The organism is Burkholderia sp. Bmkn7 (assembly GCF_041103175.1).
Taxonomy (GTDB): Bacteria; Pseudomonadota; Gammaproteobacteria; order Burkholderiales; family Burkholderiaceae; genus Burkholderia; species Burkholderia cepacia.
Genome location: NZ_JBGCUH010000002.1, coordinates 2129324 through 2154445 on the forward strand (window position 1 = coordinate 2129324; position 25122 = coordinate 2154445).

19 protein-coding genes and 1 pseudogene are annotated in these 25122 nt (G+C 68.4%); 14 read left to right on the forward strand and 6 right to left on the reverse strand.

All coding sequences use genetic code 11. From position 1 onward, the window contains the following. Positions 1-63: 63 nt before the first annotated feature. The 3 genes and pseudogenes from AB3K92_RS15470 to AB3K92_RS15480 form a co-directional block, all read right to left on the reverse strand. Positions 64-729, reverse strand: coding sequence for a cation diffusion facilitator family transporter (locus AB3K92_RS15470; RefSeq protein WP_059650693.1), 666 nt, complete (start codon positions 727-729; stop codon positions 64-66). A gap of 92 nt (positions 730-821) precedes the next feature. Next, positions 822-1055: pseudogene (locus AB3K92_RS15475) on the reverse strand (LysR substrate-binding domain-containing protein); the annotation flags it as partial. Positions 1056-1190: 135 nt separating this feature from the next. Continuing rightward, positions 1191-1682, reverse strand: a complete 492-nt coding sequence (locus AB3K92_RS15480) for a papain-like cysteine protease family protein (RefSeq protein ID WP_059814131.1) — start codon at positions 1680-1682, stop codon at positions 1191-1193. A 262-nt stretch (positions 1683-1944) separates the two neighbouring features. On the opposite strand from AB3K92_RS15480, the gene AB3K92_RS15485 reads away from it, so the two are divergent. Continuing rightward, a complete protein-coding gene (locus AB3K92_RS15485; RefSeq protein ID WP_369465794.1) occupies positions 1945-2964 on the forward strand; it encodes a DNA-binding protein in 1020 nt (339 codons plus the stop codon). A 113-nt stretch (positions 2965-3077) separates the two neighbouring features. Here AB3K92_RS15485 and AB3K92_RS15490 read toward each other — a convergent pair whose 3' ends face one another. Further along, on the reverse strand, positions 3078-4649 hold the full coding sequence (locus AB3K92_RS15490) for a hypothetical protein (RefSeq protein ID WP_059677894.1): 1572 nt from the start codon (positions 4647-4649) through the stop codon (positions 3078-3080). Between the two features lie 309 nt (positions 4650-4958). On the opposite strand from AB3K92_RS15490, the gene AB3K92_RS15495 reads away from it, so the two are divergent. From AB3K92_RS15495 to AB3K92_RS15530, 8 genes are all read left to right on the forward strand, one after another. After that, on the forward strand, positions 4959-5579 hold the full coding sequence (locus AB3K92_RS15495; protein ID WP_021162725.1) for a TetR/AcrR family transcriptional regulator: 621 nt from the start codon (positions 4959-4961) through the stop codon (positions 5577-5579). Positions 5580-5812: 233 nt separating this feature from the next. Continuing rightward, on the forward strand, positions 5813-6871 hold the full coding sequence (locus AB3K92_RS15500; protein WP_059650687.1) for an NADP-dependent oxidoreductase: 1059 nt from the start codon (positions 5813-5815) through the stop codon (positions 6869-6871). Positions 6872-6964: 93 nt separating this feature from the next. Continuing rightward, on the forward strand, positions 6965-7264 hold the full coding sequence (locus AB3K92_RS15505) for a putative quinol monooxygenase (RefSeq protein ID WP_021162723.1): 300 nt from the start codon (positions 6965-6967) through the stop codon (positions 7262-7264). 147 nt (positions 7265-7411) lie between these two features. Beyond that, positions 7412-7867: a (2Fe-2S)-binding protein gene (locus tag AB3K92_RS15510; RefSeq protein WP_021162722.1), complete on the forward strand. Its 456-nt coding sequence runs from the start codon at positions 7412-7414 to the stop codon at positions 7865-7867. Between the two features lies 1 nt (position 7868). After that, positions 7869-10103 carry a molybdopterin cofactor-binding domain-containing protein gene (locus AB3K92_RS15515; protein WP_369465371.1) on the forward strand — a complete coding sequence of 745 codons (2235 nt, stop codon included), beginning with the start codon at positions 7869-7871 and terminating at the stop codon, positions 10101-10103. Between the two features lie 15 nt (positions 10104-10118). Further along, positions 10119-11417: a cytochrome c gene (locus AB3K92_RS15520; RefSeq protein WP_111997276.1), complete on the forward strand. Its 1299-nt coding sequence runs from the start codon at positions 10119-10121 to the stop codon at positions 11415-11417. Between the two features lie 152 nt (positions 11418-11569). Beyond that, a complete protein-coding gene (locus AB3K92_RS15525; protein WP_059552233.1) occupies positions 11570-13015 on the forward strand; it encodes an NAD-dependent succinate-semialdehyde dehydrogenase in 1446 nt (481 codons plus the stop codon). A gap of 451 nt (positions 13016-13466) precedes the next feature. After that, the gene (locus AB3K92_RS15530; protein ID WP_059650683.1) at positions 13467-14945 is read left to right on the forward strand and encodes a sensor domain-containing diguanylate cyclase; all 1479 of its coding nucleotides are present in this window, start codon (positions 13467-13469) and stop codon (positions 14943-14945) included. Positions 14946-14999: 54 nt separating this feature from the next. Here the strand turns inward: AB3K92_RS15530 and tagH are convergent, their stop codons facing one another. Then, a complete protein-coding gene (tagH, locus tag AB3K92_RS15535; RefSeq protein ID WP_369465372.1) occupies positions 15000-16445 on the reverse strand; it encodes a type VI secretion system-associated FHA domain protein TagH in 1446 nt (481 codons plus the stop codon). Between the two features lie 44 nt (positions 16446-16489). After that, on the reverse strand, positions 16490-16876 hold the full coding sequence (locus AB3K92_RS15540) for a TssQ family T6SS-associated lipoprotein (RefSeq protein ID WP_021162715.1): 387 nt from the start codon (positions 16874-16876) through the stop codon (positions 16490-16492). A 631-nt stretch (positions 16877-17507) separates the two neighbouring features. Here AB3K92_RS15540 and tssJ point away from each other — a divergent pair. Genes tssJ through tagF form a run of 5 tightly spaced genes read left to right on the forward strand, consistent with a single transcriptional unit; the run spans position 17508 to position 25075 of the window. Further along, positions 17508-18023 (forward strand): type VI secretion system lipoprotein TssJ, encoded by a 516-nt coding sequence (gene tssJ, locus AB3K92_RS15545; protein WP_042977289.1) that lies wholly within the window; start codon positions 17508-17510, stop codon positions 18021-18023. After that, entirely contained in the window at positions 18020-19426 is a 1407-nt protein-coding gene (gene tssK, locus AB3K92_RS15550; RefSeq protein ID WP_369465373.1) for a type VI secretion system baseplate subunit TssK, read from the forward strand. The genes tssJ and tssK overlap by 4 nt, the downstream gene beginning before the upstream one ends. Positions 19427-19441: 15 nt before the next feature. Continuing rightward, entirely contained in the window at positions 19442-20764 is a 1323-nt protein-coding gene (locus AB3K92_RS15555; RefSeq protein WP_059484913.1) for a DotU family type VI secretion system protein, read from the forward strand. Position 20765: 1 nt separating this feature from the next. Beyond that, on the forward strand, positions 20766-24395 hold the full coding sequence (tssM, locus tag AB3K92_RS15560) for a type VI secretion system membrane subunit TssM (protein WP_369465374.1): 3630 nt from the start codon (positions 20766-20768) through the stop codon (positions 24393-24395). Next, positions 24377-25075, forward strand: a complete 699-nt coding sequence (gene tagF / locus AB3K92_RS15565; RefSeq protein ID WP_369465375.1) for a type VI secretion system-associated protein TagF — start codon at positions 24377-24379, stop codon at positions 25073-25075. The genes tssM and tagF overlap by 19 nt, the downstream gene beginning before the upstream one ends. The last annotated feature ends 47 nt before the right edge of the window (positions 25076-25122 follow it).

Genomic DNA, 25122 nt, shown 5'->3' on the forward strand with positions numbered 1-25122 from the left:
TCCTTCATTCAGCGCAGCCGCTCGCGGAGACCGGATGCCCGACGCAGGCGCTGCCGGGCACGTTCACGACCCCCGCGTGGAACGACCCGCCCACGACGCCAGCGCCGGCCACTGCGCGCAACCGCGCCGGATGAAACCGGCGCCCGTGCGGATCACGAGCGCGCCGATCGCAAGCGCGGCCAGATCGTCGAGCCGGCCGAAGCCGACCCGTGCCGCGCCCATCGCGAGCGCCGCCAGCAGCGACGCCAGCGCATCGGTCCGGACATGCCAGCCGCTCGCCTCGAGCAGCGCGGAGCCCGTCTCGCGTGCCTTGCGCAGCATCCAGTGCGACAGCGCGGCCTTGCCGGCGAGCGTGACGGCGACAAGCGCGAGCGTCGTCATGCCCGGCTGTACGACGGGCGGCGCAGCGAACCGGTTCGTCGCGTGCCAGATCATCTGCGCGCCGGTCGCCACGAGCAATGCGCCGAGGCCCGCGAGCGCAAGCGGTTCGCAGGTCGGGCGTCGTTCCGGCGGCAGGCGCGCGTCGAGCCGGCATGCAACGAGGATCAGCGCATCGGCTGCGAGATCGATCGCCGCGTGCGCGACGTCCGCGAGCAACCCCGACGAATGCGCGGACCATGCCGCGACCGTCTCGACGACGAGCAGCAGCAGGTTGATCGCAAGGCTGGCGGCGAGGGCACGGGACGTGGCCGCATAAACGTGGGGCGTGGCGCGCGACGTGCGCTGCATGGCGGATTCGTCTGTCGAAAGCGTGGGTCAGCCCCGAACGCTACCGGGCGACGGTGGCAGATCGGTGACAACGCCGGATGCGGCGCGGCCGGTCAGCGCTGCACGTCCGCCGACGGCAGCAGCGCGGCGAAGCGATCCGCGAGCGTCGGGCGCGACCGCGCGGGCCGGATCGCGCTGAGTTCGAACAGCGGCAGCGCGCCGCCGTCGCGGATGGTGCTGTAGGCGACGCCTTCGCACGCGAGCGTATGAATCGAATGCGGCAGCAGCGACACGCCGCACCCGGCGGCGACGCACGAGATCACGGTCAGCGTGCGGTTCACGTTTCGTCACGGCTGTGCCGGGCGGATGCCGACGACGCGGCAAGGCAGGGCACCGGCGCTCAATCCCGCAATGTCGACGGTTTTCCGAGGCGGTTGCTGGGGCGTTTCCGCCGGACGGGGAATGGACGCCCGCCAAGGCCATCAATAACGGTGCTGCCCCTTCACCAGCAGTCCGTCGGGTCTCCACCGTCCGGCGTCGAGCGTGCCCAGCAGCATCGTGCGCGCGGGTGGTCCCTCCGGGTCGTTGTAATGAACGATGCGTTGCTGGATGCCCGTGATGACGATCACGTGACCGATTTCAGGCTGGTCCGGCCGATCCAGGAAGTGCCCCGCAGCCCAGATCGGGCCGTAGTCCGTCAGTACCGACGCAAGCCACTCGGGTGTAATGACCGTTGGCTGATTGAGCGGCACGAGCCCTTCGGCCGCGCACAAGTCGGGGATCCGCGACGGGGGAAGCCCCTGATCCGCCCGCCATAACTCCGGCATGCCCAGCCGCGGCCCGGGGCGGTGGAAGTACGAAACCATGCATGCCGCCGCATACCAGCACGCGTTCTTCAGTGCCCTGGATCCTGATTTGGTCTTCTTTACGCCGCTCTGATCGACCAACGGCACGTTCAATCTGACGTCCACCATTTCGGATCTCCCGGCAGGAGTGATCCCTAAGCGTATGAAGAATCAGGCGCGACGACAACTTTCTCGACAGGCGATTGCATCGGCTCAGCCGGCATGCGCGGATGCGGAAGGAGGGGGCAACCAGACGTCTTCCATTTCACACGCCGCGTCGATACGCATCGAACTCGACATTATAGAAATAATGTCAAATTATGGAATATGATGAATTGGATTTTTGACGGTTTACGTAATATTATTCACGAAATTTCCACCGAACCCCGCCATGTCCGATCTCGCCGCCGACGAATCCCGCCTGACCGCCGAAATCGAGCGCCTCAAGGCCGACTTCCCGAAAACCCGCGAGCTGTATCGCGAAGCCTGCGCGCTGCTGTTCTTCCGCTTCGGCATCACGCCCACCGCGAACCGCCTGTACCAGCTCGTCCGCAAGGGGAGCATGAGCACGCCGACAGCCGTCCTCGGCGAGTTCTGGGCCGAGTTGCGGGAAAAGAGCCGCGTCCGCATCGAGCATCCCGACCTGCCGGCCGATCTGCAGGCCGCCGCCGGCGAACTGGTCGCGGCGCTCTGGAATCGGTCGAGCGCCGACGCGGCCGCCGCCCTCGACGCATTGCGCGCGGAAGTCGAAGCCGAGCGGACGACGGCGAAGGCGGAAGTCGCGACGCTGCAGGCTGAGTTGGCCCGTACCGAAACCGCGTTGGAGCAACGCACGGCCGCGCTGCTGGCCGCGCAGGTGCGCATTCAGGAACTGGAGCAGGCGAGGGCGGCCGACGAAGCATCGCGGCAAGCGCTGCAAGCGGACATCGAGCGCCTGACGGCCGACAACGCGGAGGGCGACCGCGCACTCGCGCAGGCCCGCGCGGATTTCACCACCCAGCTCGACCGGCTGCGCGACGATGCCGGGCGAGCCGAGGAACGCTTGCGTGCGTCGGAGAAGCGGGCGCTCCAGGAGATCGATCGAGAGCGGCTCGCAGCCGCGCGACTGCAAAAGGAGCTCGATGCGATGACATCGCGCGCGGAGCAGCGCGATGCGCAGCAGCGGAAAGATGTTGCCGCGCTGCAGGCACAACTGGGCGACGCGCTGCATCGATGCGGCGTGCTTCAGGGGCAGCTCGACGCTGCGCAGGCGACCGATGCGGCGCGCGCCAAGGAACTCGATGCACTGCGGCGCGAGATGACGGTGCTCGTGCGCCGCGCACCGCTGCGCGGTGCCAAGGCGGCACCGGCTGCGCAACGGGATGAGCGAAGGGCGCGCACGCGAAAGCGCGCCGATGAAGCACCGCGCTGACGGCGAAACCGCAATCGTGCATCAGCCGATGGCGGCGCACGCCCTAATCCCGCAACAAGCAGGCAAGAGCCGAATCCCACCAGCGCGATCGCTCGCCCGCCCACCGCAACAGCTCAACTCGACACATACCGCGACGGCAGCGCCGGCGCATCTGCCGGAATCGTGACGAGCGACGTGTTCAACCAGCCCTGCGGCGTACCGTTCGACTGCGCATAGGCGCCGACGTACGGCATCATCCGCGTCGTCTGATAGACCTGCGGCGTCCACCCGGCGGGCGCGAGGAAGATCGACGTCGCGCGCTTTTCGCTATACGCGGACGCGCCGTACGTCGAGATGTTCCACAGCGTCTGCTGATACGTCGCATAGTCGGCGTTGTGCCGCGAACCGCCGGCCTGCCAGCCTTCCAGCTGGATGAACGTGTTGTACGTGCCGGCGCCCGCGAGCAGATTGTTCACCGTGCGCCCATAAAGGAACGACAGGATCAGCCCGCAGTTCGCCGGCGCGAAATCGCTGCCGACGCTCAGGTAATAACGACCCGTCGTGTTCAGGACCGACGCGTAGTGCGAGTTGCCGATATCCGTCGACGTCGTCAGCCCGCTCGCACCCATGAAGCTGTCGAACGCCTGCATCGTGACGCCTGCCGGCAGGTCGCTCGTCGCGCTGATCGCGACGATGTGCGAACCGGCCGCGAGCAGCGTCAGGAACGCAGAGAGCGTACCGGCGATCCAGTTGCCCTGCGCATCGACGAACGGAAACGCGCGATAGCCCGTCAGCGCGAACACCGCCGGATCGGTTCCGGCCTGCCACGCGATCTGCGGCACCCACATCGTCAGCGGGCCGGCATTCGATGCGCCGGATACATACTGCTTCAACGCATCGATCAGCTGCGCATCGGCAGCGGGCAGCACGCCATACGCCGAGCCGTTCTGCCAGCGCTGCACCCATTGCGCGACGAAGCCCGCGAGCTGGCCGCCGGTAAAGTCGGCGGGCGGCACGTAGCCGAGCGAGCCCGTGCTTTGGTACGCAGACTGGATCGCCGCGGCGGTGCGCACGTTGCTGCCGAACATGCTGTTCGCGAAATCCTGGCAGTTGTTGCCCGGCGGCGTAGCCAGTTGCGCGAGCGGGGCAACCCACGCACCGTTCGCGGTGGCGACGCCGCGATACAGCGTGAGATTCGCGACCGAGTCGTGACCGGGAAACGTCGCGGCGTCGGCGCCCGACACGTAACCTGCCGACGGCGTGACGCTGACGGTGGTCGGCTGCGACCCGAACGGATGCGTGTACGAGATCGCAAACGACGCGTCGCCGCCGGCAAGGCCGAACGATCCCGTGCAATCGCCCCAGCTGTTCGACGCGCCGACAGCCGTCGATTGCCCGGTCGCAATCGTCGATTGCGACGCCTGCGGCAGCGAGCCGCTCTGGCTCGCCGCATTGCCGTATGCGAGCGTCGTCGACGGAATCGCATTGACCACGTTGATCGTAATCGAGCGGTCGGCGATGCCGTAGCTGCGCGTGGAGGTATTCGCGGCGCCGGCGGCGGCGAACGACGACGCGGCAGTCGGGCTGCCGTCACCGCCGCAGCCAGCCAGGGTGCCGACGAGCGGCGACAGGGTCAGCGCGGCGCCGCGCTGGATGAAGCGCCGGCGGTTCGGCGCGGACGGGCGTTCGGGTTTCGAAGCGGTCATGGGCGTTCCTGGTCACTGGTTTGGGGAGGCTACATCGACGATCCGGCGCATTGCACACGTGTGCAATGCCGGTGGAAAGTGCGCAGCCCGCCGGCGCATGCGCCGCGCGTATTTATGAGGGAGATCGATGAAACGCCTGCGACGAAACCGAGTCGTGCGTGTGACGCCGCGCGCGCGGCAACGCGGAGCAGGAACGAGGAAGGCCGCCGCAACGTTTGGGTGCCCGCCGGGGATCGGGTAAAGTGCCGCTCAACATGCCGGGCCGATGCCGCTAGACGACCGGTCTAATCGTTGCTAACATACGCCACCATGAATGCATCTTCGGGCGCCGAAGTCCGCCAGCACATCCTGAATATCGCCAAGCCGATCATGCTCCACAAGGGGTTTTCGGCGGTTGGCCTGAACGAGATTCTCGCTGCGGCGGGCATCCCGAAGGGCTCGTTCTACCATTACTTCGGCTCGAAAGAGGCATTCGGCGAAGCGCTGCTCGAAGCGTATTTCGACAGCTATCACGCGCATCTCGACAACCTGCTCAAGCATCAGGCCGGCACCGGCGCCGAGCGCCTGATGACGTACTGGCGCAACTGGCTGCACACGCAATGCGCGGACGATCCGCAAGGCAAGTGCCTCGCGGTGAAGCTCGGCGCGGAAGTGTCGGATCTGTCGGAAGCGATGCGCGCGGTGCTGCGGCAGGGCACGAGCCAGATCATCGAGCGGCTCGCGGGCGGCATCGAGGCCGGGCTGGCCGACGGCTCGCTGAGCGGGATCGCCGATCCGTCGCACACGGCCGCGATCCTCTACGAGATGTGGCTGGGCGCGACGCTGCTGGAAAAGATTCACCGCGACCGCAAGCCGCTCGAAAGGGCGATGGTCGAAACGCGGCGCATGCTGAACCTGCCGCCGGCCGAGCATGGCGGAGCACAGTCGTAACCCGGGCGCGCATCGGCGCGCCTTGTTTTTGCCCTGAATCTAGACGACTGGTCTACTCAAACACGCATGACGAACGTGCCACGCCGCGTTACGCTGTTCCCGATTGTTTCAAGCGCCCGCACGCAGCCGCGACGGCCCGATCGCCGACGTTGCCGCTGCGGGCGTCTCCGCTGGTCCACCCCTGATCCGATCGTGCCCACGAAGCACGTCCATTTCTGTTGACGGAGACTCACATGCCGCAAAGCAAGACCGCAAACCGCCAGATCGTCCTGAATTCGCGCCCGGTCGGCGCGCCGACACCGGGCAACTTCCGCGCCGAATCCGGTGCCGTGCCGACGCCCGGTGCCGGTCAGGTGCTGCTGCGCACGGTCTGGTTGTCGCTCGACCCGTACATGCGCGGCCGGATGAGCGATGCACCGTCCTATGCGCCGCCGGCCCAACTCGGCCAGCCGATGGTCGGCGGCACCGTCAGCCAGGTCGTCTCGTCGAACCTGCCCGCGTTCCGCGAAGGTGACCTCGTGGTCGCGGGCGCCGGATGGCAGGACTATGCGCTGTCCGACGGCCGCGACCTGATTCCGCTCGGCCGCGACGTCGCGCATCCGTCGTATGCACTCGGCGTGCTCGGCATGCCGGGCTTCACCGCCTATACGGGGCTGCTGAAAATCGGCGAGCCGAAGGCCGGCGAAACCGTCGTCGTCGCGGCGGCGAGCGGCGCGGTCGGCGCGGTGGTCGGCCAGATCGCCAAGCTGAAGGGCTGCCGCGTGATCGGTGTCGCGGGCGGCGCCGACAAGTGCGCATACGTGACCGATACGCTCGGTTTCGACGCGTGCGTCGATCACCGCGACCCGGCATTCGCCGCGAAGCTGAAGGACGCCTGCCCGAACGGCATCGACGTCTATTTCGAGAACGTCGGCGGGGCCGTGTTCGACGCGGTGTGGCCGCTGCTCAACGATCACGCGCGCGTGCCGGTGTGCGGGATCATCGCGCACTACAACGACGCGGCATACGACGACACCGCGGTGTCGACCGGCCGTGATCGCGTGCCGGCACTGATGGGCACGATCCTGCGCAAGCGCGTCCGGGTGCAGGGTTTCATCATCCTCGACCACTATGCGACCGGTTATGCACCGTTCCTGAAGGAGATGAGCGAATGGGTCGCGCAGGGCAAGGTGAAGACGCTCGAGGACGTCGTCCCCGACCTGGCCGACGCGCCGGAAGCGCTGATCGGCTTGCTGGCCGGCAAGAACTTCGGCAAGGTCGTCGTGCGCGTGGGCCCGGACGAACTGGCCTGATACCGCAGCACGGCAAACCATGACGGTTGCACGCTGGCGTCGCGCGACGCCGGCTTGTGGCATGCTCGATTTCGATTCAAAAGGAGTGACAAGATGGCGCTTCACGTGATTGCTTCCCTGTACCTGAAACCCGAACATGCGGAGGCCGCCGAAGCCGAACTGCGCAGCATGGTCGCGAAGACGCGCACCGAGCCCGGCAACCGGCGCTACGACCTGTTCCGCGAACAGGACGGTTCGCCCAACCTGCACCTGTACGAGATCTACGACGACCAGGCTGCGTTCGACGCACACCTCGCGAGCCCGTATTTCGGCGAATTCCGCGTGAAATCGGCCGACTGGTTCGCGGCGCCGCCGGTCATCAAGGTGCTGTCCGGCATCGACGTGGCCGAGTAACAACGCAGCACCCACGCCGCGGCCCGTCCCGACCCGGGCCGCGCGGCAGCCGTCTCGCCCGGCAACGGCGAAGACAGCGACGAAATCGAAAACCCCGCGCGGCGCGCGATACGCGTCGTTTCCCCAATACACCGGCCCGGAGGCTGAATGGTCACCCTCAACATCAACGGCGAAACCCGCACGGTCGACGCCCCCGACGACATGCCCTTGCTCTGGGTGCTGCGCGACGTCGTCGGCCTCACCGGCACGAAATTCGGCTGCGGGATCGCGCAATGCGGCGCGTGCACCGTGCATCTCGACGGCGTCGCCGCGCGCTCGTGCGTGCTGCCGGTCGCGGCCGTCGCGGGCCGCAAGATCACGACGATCGAAGCCGTCGGCGCGACGCCGGCCGGCCACAAGGTCCAGCAGGCGTGGCGCGAGCTCGACGTCGTCCAGTGCGGTTATTGCCAGTCGGGGCAGGTGATGGCCGCCACCGCGCTGATCGCATCGAACCCGAACCCGAGCGACGCCGACATCGACGCGGCGATGGCCGGCAACATCTGCCGCTGCGGCACGTACAACCGGATTCGCGCGGCCGTGAAGCAAGCCGCGAAGGAGGCGTGACATGTCCCGAGGACTGATCGAAGCAGGCAAGGTCGCAGGACAAGCCGCCGGCGCGGGCGTATCGCGCCGTTCGTTCCTCAAGCTCGGCATGTCGCTGGGCGCGGCGGCGGGCGGTGGCCTGCTGCTCGGCTTCAGCCTGCCGGCGGCAGGCGACGACGCGCGCCGTTCGGTGATCGGTGGCGACGGCGATGAAACCGCGCGCGCAGGCGTGTTCGCACCGAACGCGTTCGTGCAGATCGACCGCGCCGGCAAGGTCACGCTGGTGATGCCGAAAGTCGAGATGGGGCAGGGCGTCTACACGGCGCTGCCGATGCTGATCGCCGAGGAACTCGAAGTGCCGCTGTCGAGCGTGACGCTCGACCATGCGCCGCCGAACGAGAAGCTCTTTCTCGATCCGCTGCTCGGCGGCCAGCTCACCGGCGGCTCGACGTCGATACGCTACGCATGGGAGCCGCTGCGCCGCGCGGGCGCGACCGCGCGCACGCTGCTGGTCGCGGCCGCCGCGAAGCAATGGAACGTCGATCCGGCATCCTGCCGTGCGGTGAACGGCGAAGTGCAGCATCCGCCGAGCGGCCGGCGCACGTCGTACGGCCAGCTCGCCGACGCCGCCGCGAAGCTGCCGGTGCCGAAGGACGTCGCGCTCAAGAAGCCGGCGGATTTCAAGCTGATCGGCACATCCGCGAAGCGGCTCGATTCGCCGGAGAAGGTCGACGGCACCGCGCAGTTCGGGCTCGACGTGCGGCTGCCCGGCATGCTGTACGCGGTGATCGTGAACAGCCCGGTGTTCGGCGGCACGGTCGCGAGCATCGACGATACCGCCGCGAAGAAGATCCCGGGCGTGCGCCAGGTCGTGCGCGCGGACAACGCGGTCGCGGTCGTCGGCGATCACACCTGGGCCGCGAAGCGCGGCGCGTCGGCGCTGGTCGTGAAGTGGAACGAAGGCGCCGGCGCGAAGGTATCGACGAAGGACATCGTCGCCGATCTCGCGCAGGCCGCGGCGAACGGCAAGGGTGCCGTCGCCCGCAAGGACGGCGACGTCGGCAAGGGTTTCGCGGATGCGAAGACGCGCATCGACGCCGTGTACGAGCAGCCGTTGCTCGCGCACGCGACGATGGAGCCCGTGAACTGCACGGTGCACGTGCGCGCCGACGGCTGCGAGATCTGGGTCGGCACCCAGGTGCCGACGCGGGCGGTCGACACCGTGCAGCAGCTCACGAGCTTTCCGCCGGAGAAGATCGTCGTGCACAACCACCTGCTCGGCGGCGGCTTCGGCCGGCGCCTCGAGACGGACATGATCGGCCAGGCGGTCAAGATCGCGAAGCAGGTCAACGCGCCGGTGAAGGTGATCTGGACGCGCGAGGAAGACATCCAGCACGACATGTACCGCCCGTACTACTACGACCGGATCTCGGCGGGCCTCGACGCGAACGGCAAGCCGATCGCGTGGCAGCACCGGATCGTCGGCTCGTCGATCCTCGCGCGCTTCGCGCCGCCCGCGTTCCAGCACGGCGTCGATCCCGACGCGGTCGAGGTGGCCACCGACCTGCCGTATGACCTGCCGAACCAACTGATCGACTACGTGCGGCAGGAGCCGCGCCACGTACCGACCGCGTTCTGGCGCGGCGTCGGGCCGACGCGCAGCACGTTCGTCGTCGAGAGCTTCATCGACGAACTGGCCGCGCAGACCAAGACCGACCCCGTGCAATACCGCCGCGCGCTGCTCGGCAAGACGCCGCGCGCGCTCAACGTGCTCGACGTCGCGACGAAGGCGGCCGGCTGGGGCCCGTCGCTGCCGACGGGGCAAGGGCGCGGCGTCTCCGTGATGCACGCGTTCGGCAGCTTCTTCTCGATCGTCATCGACGTCGCGGTGGACAACGGCGAGGTGCAGGTCAAGCGCGTCGTGTGCGCGGTCGATTGCGGCATGTCCGTCAACCCGAACACGATCGAGGCACAAGTGCAGGGCGGCATCATCTTCGGGATCACGGGCGCGCTGTACGGCGAGATCACGATCGAGGACGGCCGTGTCGTGCAGAGCAATTTCACCGATTACCGGATGCTGCGGATCAACGAGACACCGCCGATCGAGGTGCATCTGGTGAAAAGCGGCGAAGCGCCGGGCGGGATCGGCGAACCGGGCACGGCCGCGACGGCCGCGGCATTGTCGAACGCGATCTTCGCGGCGACCGGCAAGCGGCTGCGCAAGCTGCCGGTCGGCGACCAGCTGAAGACGGCTTGAGGGGAGGCGACGATCATGCGAAACCTCACCCTGAATACGTTCCGTGCATCGCTGCTCGCGCTGTCCGCCATGCTGGCCGGCCCGGCCGCGCAGGCCGCGCAGACGGCGCCGGCCGACAGCGCGCTCGTCGCGCGCGGCGCATACCTCGCGAAAGCGGGCGACTGTGTCGCGTGCCACACCGCACCGCGCGGCACGCCGTTCGCCGGCGGCCTGAAGATGGTCACGCCGATGGGCGCGATCTACACGACCAACATCACGCCCGATCCGGAAACGGGCATCGGCGGCTATACGGAAGCCGAGTTCGCCGGCGCGCTGCGCAAGGGCGTCGCGAAGGACGGTCACAACCTGTATCCGGCGATGCCGTATCCGTCGTACGCGAAACTGAAGGACGAGGACGTCAAGGCGCTGTACGCGTACTTCATGCACGGCGTCGAACCGGTGAAGCAGGCGAACCGGCCGTCCGACATCCCGTGGCCGCTCAACATGCGCTGGCCGCTCGCGTTGTGGAACATGGTGTTCCTCGACACGACGCCTTACGCCGACAAGCCGGCCAAGGACGCGATGTGGAACCGCGGCGCGTACCTCGTGCAGGGGCTCGGGCACTGCGGGTCGTGCCACACGCCGCGCGGCGTCGGCTTCCAGGAGAAGGCGCTCGACGAAGGCGGCGCGGCGTTCCTGTCGGGTGCGCCGATCGACAACTGGTTCGCATCGAACCTGACCGGCGAGCCCAACACGGGGCTCGGCCGCTGGAACGAGGCCGAGGTCGCGCAGTTCCTGAAGACCGGCGCGAACCGCCATGCGACCGCGTTCGGTTCGATGGTGAGCGTGATCAACCACAGCACGCAGGCGCTCACGGACGACGATCTGGCGGCAATCTCCCGTTACCTGAAATCGCTGCCGGCGGCAGGCGGCACGGGGGCGCCGCCGTACCGCTACGATCCGAAGGCGACGCAGGTCGCGCTGGGCCGGCCGGCAGCCGATCCGGGCGCGAAGGTGTATAACGCTTACTGCCTGCATTGCCACGGCGCGGACGGGCGCGGCTACGCGCCGCTGCTCGCGCCGCTCGCCGGCAACCCGAACGTGCTCGAAGGCGATGCCGCGTCGCTGATCAACGTGACGCTGAACGGCAGCGAGACGCTCGTGATCGATGGCGTGCCGTCCGCTTATCCGATGCCGGCGTTCTCGAACCAGTTGAACGACCGGCAGATCGCCGACGTGCTGACCTTCATGCGCGCCGGCTGGAACAACGGCGCGCCGGCCGTGCAGGCGGCGGACGTCGCGAAACTCCGCAAGGCGACGGCGGCCGCGCACTGAGCGCGACTCCATGCGGAACGATGGCGGGCCGGCGTGCCTGCCGTCGACGCCGCCGGGTGCGTGCCAGCCCCGGCGGCCTGGCTTTTTCTGTCAACCGGCGCGCGGCCGTTCGCGGCAGCGCGCGTTTATCGACGCAATGTAGGGGTGTCTGGATGGCTAACGTGACTTATACGGATACGCAACTGCTGATCGACGGCGAGTGGGTCGACGCCGCGAGCGGCAAGACGATCGACGTCGTGAACCCGGCGACCGGCAAGCCGATCGGCAAGGTGGCCCACGCGGGCATCGCCGATCTCGACCGTGCGCTCGCCGCCGCGCAACGCGGCTTCGAGGCGTGGCGCAAGGTGCCCGCGCACGAGCGCGCGGCGACGATGCGCAAGGCGGCCGCGCTGGTGCGCGAACGTGCCGACGCGATCGCGCAGCTGATGACGCAGGAACAGGGCAAGCCGCTCACCGAGGCGCGCGTCGAAGTGCTGTCGGCGGCGGACATCATCGAATGGTTCGCGGACGAAGGCCGCCGCGTGTACGGCCGGATCGTGCCGCCGCGCAACCTCGGCGCGCAGCAGACCGTCGTGAAGGAGCCGGTCGGCCCGGTCGCCGCGTTCACGCCGTGGAATTTCCCGGTCAACCAGGTCGTGCGCAAGCTGAGCGCCGCGCTGGCAACCGGCTGCTCGTTCCTCGTGAAAGCGCCGGAAGAAACCCCGGCGTCGCCGGCCGCGCTGCTGCGCGCGTTCGTCGACGCGGGCGTGCCGTCCGGCGTGATCGGCCTCGTCTACGGCGATCCGGCGGAAATCTCGTCGTACCTGATCCCGCACCCGGTGATCCGCAAGGTCACGTTCACGGGTTCGACGCCGGTCGGCAAGCAGCTCGCGTCGATGGCCGGCCTGCACATGAAGCGCGCGACGATGGAGCTCGGCGGTCATGCGCCGGTGATCGTCGCCGAGGACGCCGACGTCGCGCTCGCGGTGAAGGCCGCCGGCGGCGCGAAGTTCCGCAACGCGGGGCAGGTCTGCATTTCGCCGACGCGCTTTCTCGTGCACAACAGCATCCGCGACGAATTCACGCGCGCGCTGGTCAAGCATGCCGAAGGGCTGAAGGTCGGCAACGGCCTCGAGGAAGGCACGACGCTCGGTGCGCTCGCGAACCCGCGCCGGCTCACCGCGATGGCATCCGTCGTCGACAACGCGCGCAAGGTCGGCGCGCGCATCGAAACCGGCGGCGAGCGGATCGGCTCGGAAGGCAACTTCTTCGCGCCGACCGTGATCGCGGACGTGCCGCTCGAAGCGGACGTGTTCAACAACGAGCCGTTCGGCCCGGTCGCGGCGATCCGCGGTTTCGACAAGCTCGAAGACGCGATCGCGGAAGCGAACCGTCTGCCGTTCGGTCTCGCCGGCTACGCGTTCACGCGTTCGTTCGCGAACGTGCACCTGCTCACGCAGCGCCTCGAAGTCGGGATGCTGTGGATCAACCAGCCCGCGACGCCGTGGCCGGAAATGCCGTTCGGCGGCGTGAAGGACTCGGGCTACGGATCGGAAGGCGGGCCGGAAGCGCTCGAACCGTACCTCGTCACGAAGTCGGTGACGGTGATGGCCGTCTGACGACCGTCTGACGGCCGACCGATCGCGTGCGCGGCGCCGCCGGCGCGGCGCGCACGATCGGCGCGGGCCGGGCGGCACTCGCGTTGCGCACTGCGCAACGGCATGCCCGCTCTCCCGCCGGTTTTCCCGCTGCTTTCCCGCCGGCCGTGCATTCGCATGGCAACCTGACGGGAATTTCAATACGCGTACCGCTGCGGACGGATTGTTTCGATTCAGTCATCGACAGCACCACACGCCAGACCACGCGACGCGCGTCGGTGAACGAGCGCCGACATCCTGTGCCGGCCCGAGCGGAGCACGATCCGCCCGACACCGTTCAGGTCACGCCGTACGCGACCCGACAAGTCAGGACTGCACCTCGTACCCGGAAGCCGTACTTTTTGGTATAGGTTATTCAGAACAAACCATAACGACCGGTGCGTCAGCGCCGGGCCAATCTGAGAGGACACGGATGCATCCGCGGGCGGCAGCGCCGTACTACGTTGTGCTGGCGGGGACCTTGATAGCGTGCGCGCTGATGGGCCTCTGCGTGTTGCAGTTGTTTCAGAGCCGTCACGATGCGCTCGATCGCGCGCGCGAGACGTCGCGGAATCTGGCGCTCGTCGCCGAGCGCGACATCGAACGCAACATCGAGCTGTACGGCCTGTCGCTCGAGGCGGTGATCCAGGGCCTCCAGCGGCCGGACGTCATGGCCGCATCGCCGGCCTTGCGGCGCGGCATCCTGTTCGATCACGCGATGACGGCGAATTTTCTCGGCTCGATGCTCGTGCTGGATTCCGCCGGCAACATCATCCTGGATTCGGCGAACGACGTGCCGCGCCAGGGCAATTTCGGCGACCGCAAGTACTTTACGGTTCACCGCGACAATCCGGACGTCGGGCTTTACATCAGCGATCCCTATGCGTCCCGCCTGCGTGGCGGCTCGCTCAGCGTCGCGCTGACGCGCCGCGTGTCGAACCCGGACGGCTCGTTCGCCGGCATCGTGATGATCGCGGTCAATCTCGAGTATGTCCACACGCTGTTCGCCGGCCTCGCGCTCGGCTCGCACGGCGCGATTTCGCTGGTGGGCACGAACGGCATCATGTTCATGCGCCAGCCGTACGACGTGCGCACCATCGGTCGCGACATCAGCAAGGCGGCAACGTTTCGCCACTTCATGACGGCGCCGGAAGGCTCGTTCGTCGAGACCTCGACGATCGACAACGTGCGCCGCCTGTACTACTTCAAGACGCTGCCGCACCTGCCGCTGATCATCATGGTCGCCGAGGCGGAGCAGGACATCTATGCCGCGTGGCGGCACCGGGCCATCACGATCGGCGCGCTGGTCGCCACCTTCGGCGCGGCGTTCATCGTGCTGTCCTTCATGCTGGGCTCGCAGCTGCGGCGCAGGATGCGCGCCGAATCCGAGCTGGTCATGCTCGCGCGCACCGACGGCCTCACCGGGCTCAACAATCGCCGCTCGTTCGGGGAGGTGCTGGAGCTCGAATGGCGCCGCGCGCGCCGTGCCCGATCGGTGTTTTCGCTGCTGTTCGTCGACGTCGACCGCTTCAAGGCCTACAACGACACGTATGGCCACCAGGCCGGCGACGACGCGCTGGCGGCGGTCGCACGATGCATCGGCGACAACATCCGGCGCCCGGCGGACACCGCGGCCCGCTATGGCGGCGAGGAATTCGTCGTGATCCTGCCGGATACGCCGGCGACGGGCGCGACCGAGATCGCCGAACGGATTCGCGCAGCCATCGACGGACTGGCGATCGAACATGCGGAAAGCGAATTCGGGCGCGTCACCGCGAGCATCGGCGTGGCAAGCTGGGCGCCCGGGCAGGAAGGGGAGGTCGAGTCGGTGATCAAGGCAGCCGACGAGGCGTTGTACCACGCGAAGGAAACGGGGCGAAACAAGGTCGCGTCGTGTGGTGCGGCCACCTGACGCCTCCGCCGGCACCCGTCGCCCGCGACCGATGGCGCGCGCGCGGTTCGACGCTCAATGCCGGCCGCTGCCGCGATAGCTTTCCACTTCCGCGTCGTAAGCCGCCAGAAACGCCTTGCCGAACACCGACGCGAAATCGTCCTCGATCGCGAACACCGTGTCGCGATGGGTCGCCGCGTAGCGATCCCACATCCTCGCCTTGTACAGCACGGGCACGCGCTTCTCGTACCAGCGCGTCGCGTCGTCGCGCTCGCGCAGGCGCTGCGGTGAAAAGCGCGTCAGCAGGTCCATCAACGCCGCGCGCATGCCCGCGACCATGCCGATCTGGTGCGCATGCAGATCCTGGAACGCGTCGCTGACCGCGCTCTGCGGCGACATGAAGCCCGGCAGCGGCAGCCCGAACATCTGCCGCAGCACGGCGCCGCCGTCGGGCAGCAGCTTCAGCGGATTGTTCTCGCGATCGAGCAGCATCGTCATGTGCGCCTTCACCTCGCGCTTCAGGATGCTGCGCGACGACAGCAGCTCGACCGTGCCGTTCGCGAACAGCGCCAGCAACTGGCCCGCGATGAACAGTTGCTCGGCCGACCACTGATGCGATTCGGCGGCGGTGTCTAGCCCCGCGCCTTCGAAGAACGCGCTCAACAGTTCGTCGGGGGTCGGCGCGCGCGCAGCATGCGGCGCCGCATGCTGCGCCGGATCGTCGGCCGGCCGCGTATCGGTGCGCGCGGCGGCCGGTTGCACGCGCACGTGCTGCGTCCACTCGGGCGCGTGATCCGCCTGCGTCGCGGATGACGCATCGCGAGCCGCGTTGCCGCGATCGGCGTGCGCCGCGGTGCCCGCCGTGCCGAGATCGCCCGACGACTGCGCGAACAGGTCGAGCGGATCGGTCGACAGCTGGTGCAGGTCGCGCTGCGACGGCGCGGGCGGTGCGGCCTGCTGCGCGGCGCCCGTCCGTGCGGGGCCGCCCGGCCGCGTAGCGGCGTCCGCCGCCTTGCCGCGCGGTGCGAGACGATCCTGGAGGAGCCCCCACAGCCGGTTGCCGGCGCCTTTCGTATCGATACGCGATGACGGCGGTTGCGCGGGTGGCGCTGCCGCCCGGGCCTGCGCTTGCGCTTGCATATCGACGTGCATGCCGGTATCGGTCGCCATGTCGATGACCGGTGCGTGGCCTCCATCGCCACCGTCGTCACGTTCGGCGCGCAGCACGTACGGCCCGATGCGGATGATGTCGCCGGTGTTGAGCGCGCGCTCCTGCGCATAACCGACCGGCTCGCGGTTCACCTCGATCGTCGAGACGCTGCTCAGGTTCTTCAGCAGGCAGGCGTCGTCGCCCACCTGCAGCAGCGCCTGCAGCCGCGAAATCTGCCGCGTGTCGTCGCGCAACACGAGATGGTTGTCGCTGGCCCGGCCGATGGTGCCGCCCGGCGGATGAAACACGACGGCGTCGTAGGAGTCGTTTTCGACCGGCTCGCCGGCATGTTCGATCACGATCAGTTGCATGTCATACGTCGCTCGGTGAAGTGCTCGCGCGCAGGCCGGTTCGTTCAGGACGACGACGCATGCCTGCGGCGCGCGAATTCGAACGCGGGCCCCCAGATCGGATGTCCCTTCTCGGCGGGGGACAAGTCGAAGCGCGGGTTGAGGTCGAGAATTTTCGAGAACTCGGCGCGGCACGGCGTGATGCGGTTCGTCACGCAATAGCTGAACGCGAGGAGCTTGTGCGCGGCAACCTGCGTGTCGGTGTCGGCGCCGTCGATTTCCTTCGCGTGGCTCAGCAGCGCGATCGTGCGCCCGTAGTCGCCGCTGTCGTACGCGGCGCGCGCGCTGTCGACCGTCGCGCGTGCAGCCGACTGGGTCGGGGACGTACTGCACCCGCCGGCCCCCAGCAACAATGCGCCGAGGAAAAGAACGTGCGATGAACGACCTTTCATTATTGAAATCAGGAATTGGCGTAATTGGAAGGTGCCACACAAGCGCTGTTGGATTCTAGTGCCAATCATCGATACGGAATAGCCTGTTACGTTTTGTTTCATTTGGCCATTCCATTTCCACGTGAATGCAGAATCGACTACGAATTTCAGTGCTTGTGAATCCAGAAAAACGGCCTATAGTTCGCTGTGTTTTTCGGATTCGTCAGTTGTTTGGTCAGCGCACGTCAATGCACGAAAAAACGGGCCGTCCGTTCGTGCGAAACGAATAGCCTGGCACACCGTCAGCGCCGCGAGCGTTCGTTGCACGGTGGCCGGCCGGCTTGCGCCCCAAGCCCATCCGACAGGGTGTCCACTTCACAGAACCGGGCCGCGACGGCGAACCGGTCGGATTGATTTTTGCCAATAACTTATCAACCCCAATTCAATTGACCACCATCTCGCCGAATCGACTTCCAAAATCCATGAATGATATGACCCGGCTTTTTACAAGAACAATTTGCCGATACGGATTGCGATGGATGGATATACGGATTACACAATTACCGATCAATTAATTGTCCCTTTTTCAATCGGATCATCCGGTTTCGCGGTCGAAAACCGGCGAACGGCTATTGGGTGGCGAGGGTGGAATATGCAATGGCGGTCGAGCAGTTTCATCGTATGGGGATGCGTGATGCTGTTGCCGGGGTGCGGCGCGACGGAGCACGCCGCGGCGGTGCCGTATGCGATCACGGTCGACGTTGCGCCCGACGTCAACCCTGACCCGAACCGCAAGCCTGCGCCGATCGTGCTGAAGGTGTTCCAGCTCCGCGCGGCATCGTCGTTCGACAGCGCGGATTTCTTCTCGCTGCAGGACAAGCCGGAGAACGTGCTCGGCGCGGACCTGCTCGGCACCGATCGCGTGATCCTGCGGCCGGGCGAGTCGCGCACGCTGCACTATCGCGGCAACGTCGAGGCCGGCGCGATCGGCGTGGTCGCCGAATACCGGATGCTCGAAAAGAACCGCTGGCGACTGACAGTGCCGCTGCCGCGCGCGAAGCAGCTCAATCTCTACAAGTTCTGGCAGACGTCGCCGGGCGAGCTGAAGCTGTCGATCGCGGTGCGCAACGGCGGCCTCGCACTGAACGATGCGAAGGGGCGCCCATGACCGAACCGACGATGTCCGCGACACCGGTCGCGGCGCTCCGCCAGCGGGTGGTGTGGACCGAGGGGATGTTCCTGCGGCCGCAGCATTTCCAGCAGCTCGAACGGCACTGGGAACGCTACGTCGCGCTGCGCTGCCTCCCGCTGCAAGGCTTCTTCTGGGGTTTCGACACGCTGGAGCTGGACCGCGAGCAATTGGCGCTCGGCAAGGTCGCGCTGCGCACCGCGTCGGGCGTGATGCGCGACGGCACGCCGTTCGACCTGTCCCATCCGGACGATCTTCCCGAACCGCTCGACGTGCCGGCCGACGCGAAGGACCAGCTCGTCGTGCTCGCGTTGCCGCTGTGGCGCGGCGGCGGCGAGGAGGTGTCGTTCGGCGCAGGCGGAGGCCATGCCGCGAACGGCGCGAACGGTACGAACGGCGGCGCCGATGTCGCGCGCTACGTCGTGCGCGAATACGAAGTGGCCGACGCGAACGCGGTCGCGCTCGGTCCCGCACTGCTGCAGACGGGGCGCCTGAACGTGCGGCTGATGCTCGAAGCCGAGCTGACCGGCGACTGGCACGCACTCGGCGTCGCACGGATCGTCGAGCGGCGCACCGATGCACGGTTGCTCGTCGACGACGGCTACATCCCGCCGCGCCTCGTCGCGCAGCACGACGCCGTGCTGCTGGCCTACGCACGCGAGCTGCACGGGCTGCTCACGCAACGCAGCGAAGCGCTCGCGGAACGGCTGTCGGAGCCCGGGCGCGGCGGCGTGTCGGAAGTCGCGGACTTCCTGCTGCTGCAACTCGTGAACCGCTATCTCGCGCTGACCTGGCATGCGCAACAGCACGTGTCGACGCATCCGGAGGCGCTGTTCTGCGACTGGCTGAAGCTCGCGTGCGACCTGAGCACGTTCACGGCGGCCGGCCGGCGCCCGCAGTCGCTCGCCGTCTACGTGCACGACGACCTGCGCACGAGCTTCGCAGAGCTGATGACCGAACTGCGGCGGTCGCTGTCGACGGTGCTCGAGCAAAACGCGATCCAGATCGAGCTGCGCGATGCGGGCAACGGCATCCGCGTCGCGACGCTGGCCGACCCGGTGCTGCGCGATACGGCCGGCTTCGTGCTCGCGGTGCGCGCGGACATACCGGCCGACAGCCTGCGCGCGCGTTTTCCCGCGCAGGCCAAGCTCGGGCCGGTCGAGCGGATCCGCGATCTCGTGCAGCTGCAACTGCCGGGCATCACGATGCGCCAGTTGCCGGTCGCGCCGCGGCAGATCCCGTATCACGCGGGCCATACGTACTTCGAGATCGACAAGGGCAGCGACCTGTGGAAGCAGCTGGCGCGCTCCGGCGGTCTCGCCTTTCATTTCGCCGGCGAATTCCCTGGACTCTCGATGGAGTTCTGGGCGATACGCGGGTGAGGGCGGGGCGACGCGATGAATTCCTCCTCCGATTCGATCTCCCCCGGCGCAGGCGGATTCGTACCGCCGAATCCGGGCGGCATGCATCCGGCCGCGGCGGGCGCGGCCGGCCCGACCGCGACGCAGCCGCGCCCCGGGCGCTGGGCCGCGAGCGGCACGAACCCGCTCGTCGCGGCCGCGAATCCGTTGCTCAACCTCGTGCCGCAGATCCGTTCGACCGTCCATCACCCGAATCCCGCGTGGCTGCGCGAGCATCTCGTCGTCGAGATCCGACAGTTCGAGGCGCGCGCGCAGGAGGCCGGCGTGCCGTCGGAAGCGATCATCGGCGCGCGCTACTGCCTGTGCACGGCGCTCGACGAGGCGGCCGCGCTGACGCCATGGGGCGGCAGCGTGTGGTCGTCGCACAGCCTGCTCGTGTCGTTCCACAACGAGACCTGGGGCGGCGAGAAATTCTTCCACCTGCTCGAACGCCTGTCGCAGCAGCCGCGCCAGCATCTCGACCTGCTCGAGCTGCTGTATTTCTGTCTCGCGCTCGGCTTCGAGGGCCGTTATCGCGTGCTCGACAACGGCCATGCGCAGCTCGACGCGCTGCGCCACCAGCTCGCGCTCACGATCCGCTCGGTGCGCGGCGAATTCGAGCCGGCGCTGTCGCCGCACTGGCGCGACGTCGTCACGCGCGATGTCGCGCGCCGGTTCGTCGTGCCGCTGTGGGTGTGCGTGGCGCTCGCGCTGCTGATCGGCTTCGGCGTGTTCGTCGGGCTGCGGATCGCGCTCGCCGGGCATTCGGACCGGCTGTTCGCATCGATCGACGCGCTGCACGTGCCGAAGCTGCAGCCCGCGCAAGCGCCGCCGCGCGCGGCACCGGCCCCGCGCATCGCGAAGTTCCTGGAACCGGAGATCGCGGCCGGCCTCGTGTCGGTGCGCGACGCCGCCGATCGCAGCGTGATCGTGCTGCGCGGCGACGGGTTGTTCAAGTCGGGATCGACGTCGGTGATCGACCGCTACGTGCCGGTGCTCGCCCGTGTGGCCGATGCGCTGGACAAGGTGCCCGGCAACGTGCGCGTGACCGGTTACACGGACGACACACCCGTGCATACCGCGCGCTTCGCGTCGAACTGGGACCTGTCGCGCGAACGCGCGGAAGCCGTGCGCGGCATGATCGCCGCGCGGCTCGACCATCCGGAACGGCTCGCGGCGGAAGGGCGCGGCACGCTCGACCCGGTCGCGCCGAACGATTCGCCCGCGAATCGCGCGCTGAACCGGCGCGTCGAGATCACGCTGCTGCCGGCGCCCGGCAGTGCGGCCGTCGGCGCGAGCGCAACGCAGGGGGCCAACTGACATGAATCAGGCTGTCGCGCGTTTCGTCCGGCCGTTGCCGTCGCGGGAGATCTGGACCTTCGCCGGTCTCGTCGTGCTCGCATGCTTCGTGTGGCTCGCGGGCCCGCTGTTCGCGTTCGCCGAGGTCCGCCCGCTCGAAAGCGGCTGGGCGCGCGGGCTGACGATCGCGGTGCTGTTCATCGCGTGGGGCGCGCGCGTCGCGTGGCGCAGCTGGCGCGCCGGCCGGCTCAACGCGCAGTTGCTGAACCAGCTGCGCGAAGCGGCGCCCGGGCCGGCCACCGCCGACGATCCGGCGAAAGCGCAGCTCGACGAGTTGCGCAGCCGCTTCGACGAAGCCGCGACGCTGCTGAAGAAGGTCCGCTTCGGCCAGGCCGACGCCGTGCGCAAGGGCCTGCCGCGCTGGTTCGACCGGATGTCGCGCCAGTATCTGTACCAGTTGCCGTGGTACGTGTTCATCGGCGCGCCGGGCTCGGGCAAGACCACCGCGCTCGTGAATTCCGGGCTCAGTTTTCCGCTCGCCGAGCAGTTCGGCCGCGCCGCGATTCGCGGCGTGGGCGGCACGCGCCATTGCGACTGGTGGTTCACGAACGACGCGGTACTGATCGACACGGCCGGCCGTTATACGACGCACGAGGGCAACCGTGCGCTCGACGAGGCCGAGTGGAAAGGCTTCGTCGACCTGCTGAAGAAGTACCGCACGCGCCAGCCGCTGAACGGCGCGATGCTGACGATCAGCGTGGCCGACCTGCTCGGCGCGTCGGAGGCCGAGCGCACGCAGCACGCGATGGTGCTGCGCAAGCGGCTGCTCGAACTGCGCGCGCAGCTTGGCATTCGCTTTCCCGTGTACCTGCTCGTGACGAAGGCCGACCTGCTCGCGGGCTTCGCCGAGTATTTCGGCAACTACGGCCGCGCGGAATGCGCGCAGGTGTGGGGTTTCACGTTCCCGCTCGCGCAGAGCGAGGCGCCGGGTTTCGACCTGCGTGCGGCATTCGACCGCGAATACCGGCTGCTGCACCAGCGGCTGAACGACGGGCTGCCCGAACTGCTCGCCGCGCAGACCGACGCGCGCCAGCGCGAGATGACGTACCTGCTGCCGCAGCAGATCGCCGACCTGCAGGACATGCTCGGCCAGTTCGTCGCCGAGGTGTTTTCCGTGTCGAGCTACGAACCGATGCCGATGCTGCGCGGCGTCTACCTGACGAGCGGCACGCAGGAGGGCACCGCGTTCGATCGCGTGATGAGCGGCATCAAGCGCTTCCTGAAGATCGAGGGCGTGCCGCCGGTCGCGCAGGTCGGCTCGACCGGCCGCAGCTTCTTCCTGAAGTCGCTGCTGCAGGAGCACATCTTCCGCGAAGCCTCGCTCGCCGGCAGCGACCTGCGCTGGCATCAGAAACGGCGCGTGCTGCAGATCGCCGGCTACGTGCTGCTCGCGCTGGTGTGCGTGGCCGTGCTGGTCGCGTGGCTGCGCAGCTATTCGAACAATCGCGCGTATCTCGACCAGATCGGCGCGCGCGTGCCGGCCGTCGATGCGCAGATTGCCGGCGCGAAGTTCTCCGATGCGGCCGACGTCGCCCGCCTGCTGCCCGTGCTCGACGCGCTCGGCGGCCTCGCGAATACCGGCGGCGTCGACCTGCAGCATCCGCCGCTCGCGTACCGGTGGGGGCTGTTCCAGGGCGAGAAGATCGACGAGGCCGTCGATGCCGTGTACCGGCGCGCGCTCGAGGACGTGCTGCTGCCGATCGCCGCGAGCCGGATGGAGGCCGCGCTGCGCGACGCGCGGCCCGACGAGACCGAATTCGCGTATGCGGCGCTGAAGGCGTACCTGATGCTGTACGACAGCGCGCACTACGATCCTGCGTTCGTGCAGGCCGTCGTCGATCTCGAAATGGAACGCGCGCTGCCGCCCGATTTCTCGCCGGCCGAACGCACCGCGCTGCGTGCGCATCTCGCCGCGCTGTTCGGCGGCCGCGTCGCGGTGTCGCCGTATCCGATGAACGAGCGGCTCGTGGCCGACGTGCGCGACCGGCTGCGGCAGGTGCCGTTCTCGCAGCGGCTGTACCGGCAGCTCACGCTGACGCTGCGGCCGGCCACCGCCGCGTTCGACTTCAGCGTCGCGCGCGCGGTCGGCCCCGACGCGTCGCTGGTGTTCCGCCGCCAGGGCGGCAAGCCGCTGTCGGAAGGCGTGCCGGGCCTCTATACGCGCAACGGCTATCGCAATGTGTTCGCGCCGCGCCTGGCCGGCGAGGTCGACGCCTACGGGCGCGAGGAAGTGTGGGTGCTGAACCTCGGGCTCTCCGAGATTCCCGGGCCGAACGACGCGGCCGCGTGGGCCCGCGATATCCGCCAGCTCTACCTGAACGACTATCTGAAGATCTGGGACGACTATCTCGCCGACATCAAGCTGCAGCGCACCGCGACGCTCGCGCAGAGCATCCAGGTGGCGCGCGCACTGTCGTCCGCCGATTCGCCGCTCACGCGGCTGATGGTCGCGCTCGCGCGCGACACGGCGCTCGGCGATGCACCGGGCGGCGGGGCGCGCAATCTCGCCGCGCGCGCGCAGGACAAGGTCGACGAGGCACGCAGCTCGCTGTCGCAGATCTTCGCGAGCCAGGGAAGCGATGCGAACACGTCCGCCGCGGCGCCCGCGAGCGCCGAGCAGATCGTCGACAGTCACTTCGCCGGGTTGCGCACGTTCGCGCCGGGCAGCGGCGACCAGGCGCAGGCGTTCAATGACGTGCTGAAGTCGATCGACGCGCTGTACACCTACCTGACGGCCACCGACGACGCATTGAGGAGCGGCGCGCAGCCGCCGCCGTCCGACGCGCCGGCGAAGCTGCGCGCACAGGCCGGCCGCCTGCCGACGCCGTTCCGCGAAGTGCTCGACGACCTGTCGAACGTCGCGAACGGCAGCGTGGCGACCGTCGAGCAGCGCAGCGTCGCGACGCGGGCCGGCGCGAACGTCGGCGACTTCTGCCGGCAGGCGATCGCGGGGCGCTATCCGTTCGCGCGCGGATCGTCGCGTGACGTCGCGCCGGCGGATTTCGCGCAGATGTTCGCGCCCGGCGGCCTGATGGACGACTTCTTCCAGAAGAACCTGCAGTCGATCGTCGATACGACGTCGCACCCGTGGCGCTTCGCGAACCGCAATGCGGACGCCGATCCGTCGGCCGCCGCGATGCTGGCGTCGTTCGAGAAGGCGGCGGTGATCCGCGACGCCTATTTCGGCGGCGGTGCGCGCACCGCGCAGCTGAAAGTGCAGATCCAGCCGCTCGAAATGGACCCGTCGATCACGGAGATGGTGCTCGACGTCGACGGGCAGATCGTCCGTTACGCGCACGGCCCGCTCGTGCAGAGCGCGGTGGACTGGCCGGGCCCGCGCGGCAGCAACCAGGTGCGGCTGCAGGTGTCGGGCCAGGCCGGCGCAACCGACGGCTTCACGACCGACGGGCCGTGGGCGCTGCACCGGCTGTTCGACCGCGCGGCCGTATCGGCCGGGCGCGGGTCCGACCAGATGATTGCGCGCTTCACGGTCGACGGCAAACCGATCGTGCTGCAAGTGAATGCGGGCAGTGTCCGCAACCCGTTCAGGCTGCCCCAGATGGAGTCCTTTACATGCCCTCCGAAGCCATGAGCCCGACACCGCCGTTCACGCGTACCGACGGCGATGCGCCGGCCTGGTACGGGAAGATTCCCGGCGCCGGCGACTTCGTGAACAGCCGGCTGCCGCATGCGCTCGCGCTGTGGTGGGAGCGCTGGCTCCAGCAGGGGATGGCAGCGATGCGCCAGCGCGGCGCGGACGAGATCGAGCGCCATTACACGGTCGCGCCGGTCTGGAATTTCCTGATCCCGGCGGGCGCCGGCGCGTCGTGCGTGCAGCCGGGCTGCCTCGCGCCGAGCTGCGACCGCGTGGGGCGCTACTACCCGGTGATCGTGACGCTGCCGATGCGTGCGGCCGATTACTGGAACGGGCTGCCGGACGCCGCCGACGCGTTCTACTGGCAGGTCGGACAGGCGCTGCTCGACGCGATCCGCCATGCGCGCGCGCCGGGCGATCTCGAGCGGACGCTCGAACGCGTGCGGCTCGCGCCGGGCGTCGGTCGCGACGCGGCGGACATCGTCGATGGTATGCCGGCGGCGCTGCCGGACCGCACGGCGCCGGCAGCATGGCCGGGGCTGTCCGGTTACTTCGATCCGCACGGCGGCACCAGTTTCTGGTGGACCAATCGCGCGGACGGATCGCCGCTGCGCACGCACGCGCACACGGGCACGCCCGACAACGCGCTGTTCCTGGCGCTGTTCGGCGGCGGTTAGCGGCCGGACAAAGGGAAGGCCGGCCGCCGGGCGCGGCGGCGGACGGA

Coding starts and splice junctions, on each gene's coding strand:
- AB3K92_RS15470 (WP_059650693.1), bottom strand. CDS start 729: ATGCAGCGCACGTCGCGCGCCACGCCCCACGTTTATGCGGCCACGTCC.
- AB3K92_RS15480 (WP_059814131.1), bottom strand. CDS start 1,682: ATGGTGGACGTCAGATTGAACGTGCCGTTGGTCGATCAGAGCGGCGTA.
- AB3K92_RS15485 (WP_369465794.1), top strand. CDS start 1,945: ATGTCCGATCTCGCCGCCGACGAATCCCGCCTGACCGCCGAAATCGAG.
- AB3K92_RS15490 (WP_059677894.1), bottom strand. CDS start 4,649: ATGACCGCTTCGAAACCCGAACGCCCGTCCGCGCCGAACCGCCGGCGC.
- AB3K92_RS15495 (WP_021162725.1), top strand. CDS start 4,959: ATGAATGCATCTTCGGGCGCCGAAGTCCGCCAGCACATCCTGAATATC.
- AB3K92_RS15500 (WP_059650687.1), top strand. CDS start 5,813: ATGCCGCAAAGCAAGACCGCAAACCGCCAGATCGTCCTGAATTCGCGC.
- AB3K92_RS15505 (WP_021162723.1), top strand. CDS start 6,965: ATGGCGCTTCACGTGATTGCTTCCCTGTACCTGAAACCCGAACATGCG.
- AB3K92_RS15510 (WP_021162722.1), top strand. CDS start 7,412: ATGGTCACCCTCAACATCAACGGCGAAACCCGCACGGTCGACGCCCCC.
- AB3K92_RS15515 (WP_369465371.1), top strand. CDS start 7,869: ATGTCCCGAGGACTGATCGAAGCAGGCAAGGTCGCAGGACAAGCCGCC.
- AB3K92_RS15520 (WP_111997276.1), top strand. CDS start 10,119: ATGCGAAACCTCACCCTGAATACGTTCCGTGCATCGCTGCTCGCGCTG.
- AB3K92_RS15525 (WP_059552233.1), top strand. CDS start 11,570: ATGGCTAACGTGACTTATACGGATACGCAACTGCTGATCGACGGCGAG.
- AB3K92_RS15530 (WP_059650683.1), top strand. CDS start 13,467: ATGCATCCGCGGGCGGCAGCGCCGTACTACGTTGTGCTGGCGGGGACC.
- tagH (WP_369465372.1), bottom strand. CDS start 16,445: ATGCAACTGATCGTGATCGAACATGCCGGCGAGCCGGTCGAAAACGAC.
- AB3K92_RS15540 (WP_021162715.1), bottom strand. CDS start 16,876: ATGAAAGGTCGTTCATCGCACGTTCTTTTCCTCGGCGCATTGTTGCTG.
- tssJ (WP_042977289.1), top strand. CDS start 17,508: ATGCAATGGCGGTCGAGCAGTTTCATCGTATGGGGATGCGTGATGCTG.
- tssK (WP_369465373.1), top strand. CDS start 18,020: ATGACCGAACCGACGATGTCCGCGACACCGGTCGCGGCGCTCCGCCAG.
- AB3K92_RS15555 (WP_059484913.1), top strand. CDS start 19,442: ATGAATTCCTCCTCCGATTCGATCTCCCCCGGCGCAGGCGGATTCGTA.
- tssM (WP_369465374.1), top strand. CDS start 20,766: ATGAATCAGGCTGTCGCGCGTTTCGTCCGGCCGTTGCCGTCGCGGGAG.
- tagF (WP_369465375.1), top strand. CDS start 24,377: ATGCCCTCCGAAGCCATGAGCCCGACACCGCCGTTCACGCGTACCGAC.